Source organism: Nocardiopsis synnemataformans, from assembly GCF_965343085.1.
In the GTDB taxonomy this organism is placed as follows: Bacteria; Actinomycetota; Actinomycetes; order Streptosporangiales; family Streptosporangiaceae; genus Nocardiopsis; species Nocardiopsis alborubida.
Map to the genome: position 1 here is coordinate 1 of NZ_CBDRFA010000178.1, position 868 is coordinate 868.

At 64.7% G+C, this 868-nt stretch carries 1 protein-coding gene; it reads right to left on the reverse strand.

Annotation, left to right across the window (positions count from 1 at the left end; genetic code table 11):
• Positions 1-810: condensation domain-containing protein (locus ACSIH6_RS39335; protein ID WP_435113978.1), on the reverse strand; the 810-nt coding region annotated here is incomplete at its 3' end.
• Positions 811-868: the final 58 nt, after the last annotated feature.

The window sequence follows — 868 nt, forward strand, 5'->3', positions numbered from 1 at the left end:
GCCGGCCTTGCCGGAGAAGGTGGCGAAACCACCGGCCGTGGTCGCGTCGAACTGACCAAGATAGTTGAAGCTGATCTGCGCGGGAGGACCCAGTTCAGTGCTGGCCCGGTCCGGGCCGTGGGCGAGCAGGCCGTAGCCGATGCCCTGGCGGGGCCGCCGACGCAGGAGCTCCTTGGTCTGCTTGAGCCCCTCCGCGAGGTCAGTCGGGGTGGGCACTGGAAGGCGCACGGGTGAGATGGTGGTGAACCAGCCCACGGTCCGCGACAGGTCGATGTCGTCGAAAAGGTCCTCACGACCGTGTCCCTCGAGGTCGATACGGACATGGCTGTCCCGGGTCCAGGCACCGACCGCGCAGGCGACAGCGGTCAGCAACGCGTCATTGATCCGCGTGTTGAACGCAGCGGGGACCTCCTGCAGGAGCGCGCGTCCCTGCTCGGTACCGAGAACGGCTTCATAAACACTGCTGCCACCGATGGTGTTGTGCCCGGTGGGTCCGTCCGCGGGAAGCGCACGCACCGGTGCGCACTGCTCACTCCAGTAGGGCACTTCCTCGACAGTGGTGGCGCTGACGCTTTCCTGCCGCAACCGGTCAGCCCATTGCTGCCACGAACTCGTCTTCGCGGGAAGAGCGGTTTCCTGCCCCAGACGCACCTGCCGGATAAGGGTGTCCAGGTCTTCGAGAATGACGCGCCAGGACACCACATCAACGACCAGGTGATGAGCAACCAGAAGCAACCGGTTCTTGCCATTCTTGCCGTTCTCGCCATTCTTTCCATCGGCCCTGACGTGGTCGGAGTCCTGCTCCGGCATTCCGGTAAACAAAGCCGCGCGTAGGAGAGGAGCGGTGGAGATGTCCATGTCGGACTGG